The organism is Johannesbaptistia floridana, from assembly GCF_057440575.1.
The window spans coordinates 1-9,537 of sequence record NZ_JALKVM010000279.1; the positions used below are offsets into that span (position 1 = coordinate 1).

Annotated in this window: 7 protein-coding genes; 3 read left to right on the forward strand and 4 right to left on the reverse strand. The window is 37.8% G+C overall.

Going from position 1 to position 9,537, the window contains the following annotated elements:
- Positions 1-198: 198 nt before the first annotated feature.
- Positions 199-810 carry a 50S ribosomal protein L25/general stress protein Ctc gene (locus tag MW688_RS17100; protein ID WP_486737223.1) on the reverse strand — a complete coding sequence of 204 codons (612 nt, stop codon included), beginning with the start codon at positions 808-810 and terminating at the stop codon, positions 199-201.
- A 26-nt stretch (positions 811-836) separates the two neighbouring features.
- Positions 837-2,189 (reverse strand): adenylosuccinate synthase, encoded by a 1,353-nt coding sequence (locus MW688_RS17105; RefSeq protein ID WP_486737224.1) that lies wholly within the window; start codon positions 2,187-2,189, stop codon positions 837-839.
- 97 nt (positions 2,190-2,286) lie between these two features.
- On the opposite strand from MW688_RS17105, the gene MW688_RS17110 reads away from it, so the two are divergent.
- Both MW688_RS17110 and MW688_RS17115 read left to right on the forward strand, forming a co-directional pair.
- Positions 2,287-3,309, forward strand: coding sequence for an adenosine deaminase (locus MW688_RS17110; protein ID WP_486737225.1), 1,023 nt, complete (start codon positions 2,287-2,289; stop codon positions 3,307-3,309).
- 361 nt (positions 3,310-3,670) lie between these two features.
- Complete coding sequence (locus MW688_RS17115) at positions 3,671-4,405, forward strand: SRPBCC family protein (RefSeq protein WP_486737226.1); 735 nt, start codon at positions 3,671-3,673, stop codon at positions 4,403-4,405.
- A 222-nt stretch (positions 4,406-4,627) separates the two neighbouring features.
- Here the strand turns inward: MW688_RS17115 and coaE are convergent, their stop codons facing one another.
- The gene (coaE, locus tag MW688_RS17120; RefSeq protein WP_486737227.1) at positions 4,628-6,133 is read right to left on the reverse strand and encodes a dephospho-CoA kinase; all 1,506 of its coding nucleotides are present in this window, start codon (positions 6,131-6,133) and stop codon (positions 4,628-4,630) included.
- On the reverse strand, positions 6,130-7,962 hold the full coding sequence (locus MW688_RS17125; RefSeq protein WP_486737228.1) for an ABC transporter ATP-binding protein: 1,833 nt from the start codon (positions 7,960-7,962) through the stop codon (positions 6,130-6,132). The genes coaE and MW688_RS17125 overlap by 4 nt, the downstream gene beginning before the upstream one ends.
- A gap of 304 nt (positions 7,963-8,266) precedes the next feature.
- On the opposite strand from MW688_RS17125, the gene MW688_RS17130 reads away from it, so the two are divergent.
- Positions 8,267-8,806: a TetR/AcrR family transcriptional regulator gene (locus MW688_RS17130; RefSeq protein ID WP_486737229.1), complete on the forward strand. Its 540-nt coding sequence runs from the start codon at positions 8,267-8,269 to the stop codon at positions 8,804-8,806.
- The last annotated feature ends 731 nt before the right edge of the window (positions 8,807-9,537 follow it).

Genomic DNA, 9,537 nt, shown 5'->3' on the forward strand with positions numbered 1-9,537 from the left:
TCTAAGGCGCTCTCCGCTTTCGCTGGCAATTTTGAGTAAGTTTATTGCACCCCTTGACAGGAAGAAGGAATAAAATGTAACAAACAGAACAATTTACACCATAATCACGAAAAAGCCAAATTATATAAATAAATGGAGTGGACTATTTTTTTGTCCACTTAAACCCATTTATCTGCCTCATTTCACCTAGAGACATCATTAAAGTATTGATTGTTCTAGAGATTCAGTTTCTCCTTGTGAAGGTGATTCCTCAGATCTAGAGGGAGTAACCACTGAAACCACAATTTTTTCAGGATCATCCATAATTTCAACTCCTTCAGAAGCTGGTAAATCTTTAACAAACAGGGATTCTCCCACTTCTAGATTAGCAATATCAACTTCTAGAGCTTCTGGAATATTAGAAGGAATACATTGAACTTGTACTTCTGTCACTAAGTGTTCTAAAATACCACCATTTTTTAAGCCGACTGGATTGCCCACAAAGTGTACAGGCACAGTAATATTTAGACGTTCTCCTGCGGATACCGAGAAAAAACTCAGATGGTATATTTGTGGTTTCCAGGGATGAGACTGTACTTCTTTAATTAAAACTTTGCCATTCCAAGGAAGATCAGTAACATTTAGGTCAACAAGAGTATTGTTCAAAGAAGCTTCTCTCAATAACTTATTAACTTTATCTTGAGTAATAACTAGAGAAACAGACTCAACTCCCTTATGTCCGTATAAAACTCCGGGAATCTGTCCTTGACGGCGTAAAGCTCTAGGTTTAGCATCTTTTGGTCTAACTTGACATTCTAAGGTAATATTCATGATTAATCACTAAAGGGTATAGGTGTTTAAAAAGTATGTAAATCTTGAGTAGTTACGGGGGTGCCGTTACTATCTAACAGGGCACGCTTCGGACCGTGAATAGGATCTTCAACAATAATAGTTTGCTCTCGACCAGCACCAATTGAGACAATAGAGATGGGTACCTCCATCAGTTCAGCGAGAAATTTCAGATAATTTAGGGCTTGGGTTGGTAAATCGGACAAACTACGACAACCGCTAGTAGACGTTTGCCAGCCTGGTAAAGTTTCATAAATAGGCTGACAGCGTGCAAAAGAGCGGGCATCACTGGGAAAATTATGGCAGACTTGGCCATCAATTTCGTAGGCGACACAAACTTTGATTTCTTCGAGTCCATCTAGAACATCAAGTTTAGTAATTGCCAAACAATCTAAACCATTAATTCTTACTGCATAACGACAGATAACAGCATCGAACCAACCACAGCGGCGCCTTCTCCCAGTGGTAGTGCCAAATTCGGCACCGCGATCGCCTAATAACTCTCCTATTTTATCATGAAGTTCTGTGGGAAATGGTCCTTCCCCTACCCTAGTGGTGTATGCTTTAGCTACACCAATCACGCGGTCTATGATTGTTGGTCCTACTCCCGCCCCCACACAGGCACCTCCTGCGATGGGATTAGATGAAGTAACATAGGGATATGTTCCGTGATCTAAGTCTAATAAAGTTCCTTGAGCGCCTTCAAAAAGAATATTTTTCTTTTGGCGCACTGCTTCAGCAATTTTCAACGAACTATCTATCACGTGAGGTCTTAATCTTTCCGCATACGAATGGTATTCTTCTATAACTTGTTTAACATCTAATGGAGGTAGATTGTAAAGTTTTTCTAAAACCACATTTTTATAGTTAATTGCCCACTCTATTTTCGCCAGGGAGGTTTCTGTTTCCATCAAGTCTATAATTCTAATCCCTGTCCGTTCTGATTTATCAGCATAGGTGGGTCCTATGCCGCGTCCTGTTGTACCAATTTTGTACTTACCACGGCGTTCCTCTGCTGCTTTATCTATTAGACGATGATAGGGCATCGTCACGTGAGCTGTTTGAGAAATCATTAGCTTACTGATTGAAACATTTAGAGCTTCTAAAGCATCTATTTCTTCTAATAGTACTTTAGGATCTATCACTGTCCCAGATCCTATAATACACTCTGTATCAGGATACAGAATACCAGAAGGTATCAAATGCAGCTTAAATGTTTGTCCTTGAACAACCACAGTGTGTCCGGCATTTACCCCGCCTTGGGGCCGAACCACTACATCAGCAGAATGACTCAACAAATCTGTTATTTTGCCTTTTCCTTCGTCGCCCCATTGGGCACCAATTACGATAACGTTAGCCAAGAGCTTATTAAACTAGTTAAAGTATACACAAACTATTATTATTAATAGTTTTTGCTACTTTTGTCAAGTCACTAAGTTATATACATCAGGAGTATTTATGGCACTTTATGCAGATTTACATCGTCATCTTGGAGGATCCGTAGTTCCTAGGATTCTCTGGCGTTATTTTCAACGCCATAACTCTGATTTAGCCGAACGCTTCCCAGATTATCGGGAATTTGAGATATTTTACACTAAAAAAAGAAGTACATTAGATGAATATTTAGAACTGCATACCCTTGTAGAAAGTGTGCAAATGGTAGACACTTTACCCTATTTTATTTATCGCTTGATTCGAGGGGCCTACATTTTTGAAAATTTAGCCTATTTAGAACTCAGATATACCCCCTATTTGAGAACTCCAGAACATTTGAGTGAAGCTGAGAGAATTACAGCTATGACTAAAATTGTGGAAGTTGTGGGAAAGGCTTCTCAAGTCAAAGAATATCCCATGATTACTAGTCAAATTCTCTGTATGCACTCTCGACTCCCCTATACTGTTAATAAAGCAATTATTGATTTAGCCGCAGCTATGCCCAAATATGTTTGCGGTATAGATGTAGCAGGAGGAGATTCTCATTATGGCGATCGCCTAGAAGAATTTATCGGTTTATACAAATATGCCCAAAGTCTGGGGTTAAAAACCACAGGTCACTTATACGAAACAGTAGATGGTTGCTACCCGGAATTATTACCCTATCTCCAGAGAATTGGCCATGGTATCCAAATCCCCTTAAAATACCCTGAACTCTTGCCAGACGTAGCTGCTAGAGGACAATGTTTAGAAGTTTGTCCCACAACTTACTTAAAAACAGGAACTCTCGATAATCTTCATCAACTGAAAGTAGTTTTTGACCGCTGTTTTGATGCTGGTGTAGATATAGTTATTTCTACCGACAATGCGGGTTTACATAACGTTAGGTTACCCTTTGAATTTGAGAATCTCCTTACTCAAGATGTAATCGACTTTCATCAACTGCAAGCCTGTCAAGATGCTGCCTTTCGCCATGCCTTTGCTTGGCCATATAGTCAACCACCTGCGGCTTTACTAATCGGCTTATTACAAGAGGATAACCCTTAGACTCAGACCCTCGCATCTTTACCTAATGTTACTGGTTGAGGTTGAGTAATGAGTAAGAAGTAATGAGTAATGAGTTTTGGAGTCTTGAAGTCTTGAAGTAATGAGTTAAAGAATTGATCCTAACCTATTAAAAATTGATTCGGAGCCTGTTGGCGAATTTCAGTACTTTTGTACTTGCGTGCGAGCTTTTCTAAGTTAGAATGAACTTGGTCCTACAAAACATCTTTGGTTAACTCTTATCTCTAATATGATAAAAATAAGTAAGGAAAATTAAAAGCACCCCAACTAAATATTCTCAATTATAGTTGGGGAAACTACTAAATTTTTGACAAAAACCAAATTTACTTACATAATTTTTTAAATGCCATATTTACTACTTTTGACTCTAATTACCGAAACTAACTTTAATCGAGCTTTATTTAGAGAATTAGTTACAATTCCCCAATCATCTATAAATTCTGTAAGTCTACTAAACTCACAATCTTGGCTTTCCTCAGCCTACAGTGAGCAACAAAAGGTACTCTTGATAGGGAATAGGCCAGAATTAATCGGCAACAAAGAAGAAAGTAAAACTTTAGAGACAGTTTACTCGAATAGCAAAAGAGAGAGTAAACCAGAAATTAATACAGTTTATGTAAGAGGTAGTCAAGGGGATTACAAGGTTTCTGTAGCTGTTAAGGGTAATATTGATACTATCTGGAAAGTTCTCACAGATTATGACAATTTTGAACAATATCTACCTAATGTGGCAGAAAGTACCTTATTGGAAAATCGCGGCAATGAGAAAGTATTCAGCCAAGTACAGGTTTTTTCAATACTATTCTTTTCTAGACGTTCAGAAGTTAAAATATTAGTTACAGAAGACTATCCTAATACAATTCAATTTAGAGTCATTGAAGGGGATGTTAAGAGTCTTGAGGGAAGTTGGACAGTACGAAAAATGAGGGATGAAGAATTCTTAATTAGTTATGAAGTCATGGTAGAACCAGATATGGAGTCTCAAGATTTAAGAACTTTATTTTACAACATATATGAAAGTTCTTTGCAAGAAACTATAGAAGCAATTCAAGTAGAAATCGCTAGACGTTCTCAGTGATTTTAGAGAGAAACTCGGATCTTCCATCAGAACTTATGTACTTTTATTAGCTCAGGAAAAAACTTATTTATTTGGTGGCTAAAAGGATTTGTGTCTTCCTAAAATAAGTATAAATACTTAAAAAGTAATTCTAAATTCTAAATTCTAAATTCTAAATGTTTTTTATGGTAATGGTAAAACGAAGTAAAAAGCAAGCCCTAAGTAATGAGTAAATATTTTAAATTAAGCAAATATTTTCCATCCTTGATGCTGATAACCAAAGTTAAACTGCTGAGAATGGAAGATTTCTGCTAATATTTCCAAAGAATCTACTAAACGAGGTCCTGGACGGTTAAAATAAGCATTACCATCTACTAAAAATACCCTATTGTTTTGTACTGCTGGGAGATTTTGCCAATGAGGAGATTGGGTTAATATTTTTGATTCCTGTAAATTACGCTCTAAATCAAAACCACAGGGCATAATAACTATAATATCTGGTTTGGATGCTTCTAACTGCTCCCAACTAATATAACTAGAAGTTTCTCCCTTGGCGCTTAATAGGGGGTTACCACCAGCAAGGGTAACTAATTCGGGAATCCAATTACCCCCTACCATCAAGGGATCTACCCATTCTATCGTAACTACTTGGGGAATTTGATTGGGGGAGAGAGAGTCTGTATATTTTTTAATCCCTTCTAGGCGAGAGTTAATAGAATTTAACAGGGGTTGAGGGTCTATTTTTAAAATATCAGCAACTCTAGAGATATCCTGCCAAACTTCCTTTAGTTGATTGGGTTGTAGAGAAATTACCTCGGGTTGAGTTGGGAAAATTTCTTTAACCGTTTCCATAACTAGGGAAAAACTCACCGCACATAAATCGCACTGGTCTTGAGTGATAATATGGGTAGGTTTTAGTTGTTGTAGAGTCTCTATTTCTAAATCATAAATACTTAAGGCAGATTTACAGAGAGATTGTATATCCTCGTCAATTGCTGCACTATTTTGATCCGTGTTAATTTTGGCTTTAGTACATATTGGTAATTTTTTTACTTCTGGAGGATAATCACATTCATGGGAACATCCAACTAAGTAATCAATTAAACCTAAACTATTAACGATTTCAGTGGCAGAAGGAAGTAAAGAAACAATACGCAAGGATTTAGATATAGACATGGCTAGGTCAATTTGTAGGTGTAAGGCTTGGAGATTGCTATCATTGTTGAAAACAAGATCAGCATTAGCTATTTTTTGTTCTTGAGGTAATTGGCTACGAATACGGGAAATCGCCTCAGAGGTTTCTAAACCATCTCTTTCTTTAATTCTACTAATTTGTACTGATTCAGGACAGGTAACTACCCAAATTTCTGTAACTAAGTCCGTCATTTTTGCTTCAAATAACAAAGGAATGACTAAAACTATGACTGAATCTTCAAGACTATTGATTGCATCTTGAAATCTTTGGTACACGTAGGGATGTATTTGAGATTCTAACCACTCTTTCTCCGCTGCATCATTAAAAATGATTTTTCCTATTGCTTTACGATTAAGATTACCGTCAGGAAGTATTATAGATTCCCCATAGCGCTCTATAATTAAATCTAATATGGGAGAATTTAATTGTACTGCTTCACGAGCATAAATATCGGCATCGAGTATGGGTATTTGATATTGTTTGGCTAGATAGTCAGATATAGCGGTTTTTCCCGTGCCAATTCCTCCTGTTAAGCCAATTATTCTTTTATTCATATAGTTAAACTAGCGGCAGGAATAGAATTAATTAACTCTTGAGTATAAGCTTGAGTGGGAGCGCGATAAATTTCTTCAGCACTGCCGATTTCTTCTATTTTACCCTTGTTCATGACCATGATGCGATCGCTGATAAATTTCACTACACTCAGGTCATGAGAGATAAAAATATAACTTAAATCAAATTCTTCCTGTAACTCTTTTAACAGATTAAGTACTTGTGCTTGTACAGATACATCTAAGGCTGATACTGATTCATCACATATTATAAACTTAGGGTTAACAGCTAAAGCCCTAGCGATGCAAATTCTCTGACGTTGTCCTCCGGAGAATTCATGGGGATAGCGATTAATAGCATCAGCGCTTAATCCTACTCTTTCTAAGAGATATTTAGTTCTTTGTTTCGGTGATGTTGTTTCTTTTAAACCATGAATCATCATTGGTTCCATAATTGCCTTTCCCACACTCATACGAGGATTTAGAGAACTATAGGGATTTTGAAATACTATTTGCATTTCTCGTCGCAAACGGCGTAAACGTTCGTTTCTCAACCCCAATTTGGTGATATCTTCTCCCTGAAACTTGATTTCCCCTTGTAAAACTGGAATTAGGCGAAGAATTGCCCTTGCTAAGGTTGATTTACCACAGCCGGATTCTCCCACTAAGCCGAGAGTTTCTCCCCGATATAAATCAAAGGATACATGGTTTACTGCCATCATATAGCTTTTTTTTAAGCCAAACATTCCTTTTTGGGGAAAGCCTACACAGAGGTCTTTAACTTTAATCAAGGCTTCATTATTTAATAGTTTAGTTAAACGTTCTTGTTGTTCAGTCACTGAGATAACTTGAGGAGTTTCTCGCGGCTTTTCCTCTTCTGTGTCGAGAAAATCTTCTAGGGTAGGTAAACGGTCCCATTTTTCGGCTAAAGGTGGTCTACAGGCGAGTAAACCCTTAGTATAGGGATGCTGAGGCTGGGATAAGACTGCTTCTATGGGACCAGATTCGACAATTTTACCTCGGTACATTACCACAACTTCGTCCACCATTTCGGCAATTACCCCTAAATCATGGGAAATAAAAATCATAGACATATTTCGCGCTTGACATAAATCCCGTAATAGCTTGAGGATAGTTGCTTGGACCGTAACATCTAAGGCTGTAGTCGGTTCATCAGCAATTAGTACTTGTGGGTTACAGGAAATTGCCATAGCAATCATTACTCTTTGTAACTGTCCTCCTGACAATTGGTGAGGATAGCGATTGAGTAAATCATGCTTTCTTTGATTGATATATTGATTGATTTGGCGATCGCTGGCAACTAAATCAAGATTTTCTGGATAGAAACGAGTAATATATTCTTCCTGTAATTCCTGGTCCGATGGTAATAGCTTAACTTCTTGTAGTAAAGCACTAGCTTGGCGTCTAGCCTCTGATTTTGAGACTTGACGATGAAGCATAATAGCTTCTTCGATTTGGAAGCCGATATTGTATACTGGATTTAGAGAACTCATAGGTTCTTGGAAAATCATCGCTATTTTCCCCCCGCGATAATCTCGTTTTGCCCCTTCATTGAGAGTCAATAAGTTAAATGGTTGCTCTTCATTTTCTGGATAAAACCAAATTTCTCCCCTGGTAATTTTACCTGAATTAGGGAGTAACCCCATAATCCCCAAAGAAGTTATCGATTTACCGGATCCTGATTCTCCCACAATACCTAATGTTTTACCTAGAGGAACTTGAAAACTAATTTGATCTACTGCTATCTTATTTTGGTTGTCTCCAGTGAATTTAATTTGTAAATTGCGAATATCTAGACTCAAATTAGGCATGGCTGATTATTTGATTGTTTTTAATATATAATATAGCGCTAGTTAACTAGGAAAATAGTTCAGATCTTTCACCAGAACTTATGTACTAAATTAACCTCAGAAAAAGTTCATTTCTCTTTAGTCTAAGATCTTGCAAAGGTCAACCAATTTTTAAGCGTTTAGCATTAACTCTTTAACTCATAACTTCTTACTCGTTACTCATAAGTAATTTAAGTTTTATTTATTACTACAATAATGCAAGAGCTTCAACATAACATACCGAATGTTTGGTACAATATTAATATAAACTTTAAAACTTTTGCTAATGCCCAAAGAAACCTATATACCCGATCTATTTCAACTATTTCGCCAATATGGTTATGATGGAGTCACTCTTTCTAAAATTTCTCAAGCAACTGGATTAGGTAAAGCTAGTCTCTACCATCACTTTCCTCAAGGGAAAACAGAAATGCTCACAGCAGTGTTAGACTATGCCGAAACAGGATTAAGAGAATATGTATTGCAGCCTCTCAGGAGTGATGGCAGTACAATAGAAAAATTAGAGAAAATGTGCCAAGGTATCGACAAGTTGTACTCTTCAGGGGAGCAGCCTTGTATTTTAGCTAGTTTGCAACCTAGTGCCACCAAAGATTTGTTCCGGGAGAAGTTACAGAAATTATTTTCCCTATGGATCTCAGAAATTGCAGATGTGTTAATTGAATCAGGGATGGAACCTGAATTAGCGAGAAAAAAAGGAGAAGATACGGCGATCGCTGTTCAAGGTTCATTAATTGTATCTCAATCTTTGTCAGACCCATCAATCTTTCAAAGAGTTTTGCAGGAATTACCTAGCAAGATTTGTTGAAAAGCTATCCCTCTTCCCCTGTGGGAAAGCACCCGGAGATACAATACTGCGTAGGTTTTGAATCAAACATATTTATTTTGAGGAAGCAGGGAGCACCGGAGCAGGGAGAGGGGTTTTTGGCTTTATAATTAATCTCCTTTCAACCTTACTCTAATCAATAATTTTCTCTTAACAAAAGCAGTATTGCCCGGAGATATACAAAAGCACTCTTGTAGGTTGGGTTGAGGCAACGAAACCCAACAATCTCTTTACTAAATTAACCTCAGAAAAAGTTCATTTCTCTTTAACCTAAGATCGTAGCAAAGGTCAACCAATTTTTAACCCCCTTCGGGTGAGGCAGGAGGCAGGAGGCAGGAGGCAGGAGGGAAGATTTTTAGTTAAATTAAAGTAAAGCCTTTGTGCCTCGCCCAATCGGGTTGAAGTCCCCATCTATACCAACCTCCTGCCTCCTTTTAAGCGCGATCGCATTAATTCTTTAACTCATTACTCATTACTTCAAGACTTCAAGACTCAACCCCAACCAGTAACATTAGGTAAAGATGCAAGATGTGAGTAGAGGGTATGTGTTATACGAAATCTGGTTTTCAAAATGTACTTATTTTTCTATCTCCTCTAAAGCAGAGAAAGCCTTTCTCTCCCAAAGCTCCCCCTCTCCCAAAGCTCCCCCTCTCCCGGAGCTCCCTGCTCCCTGCTCCCTGCTCCCTGCTCCCTGCTCCCTGCTCCCTGCTCCC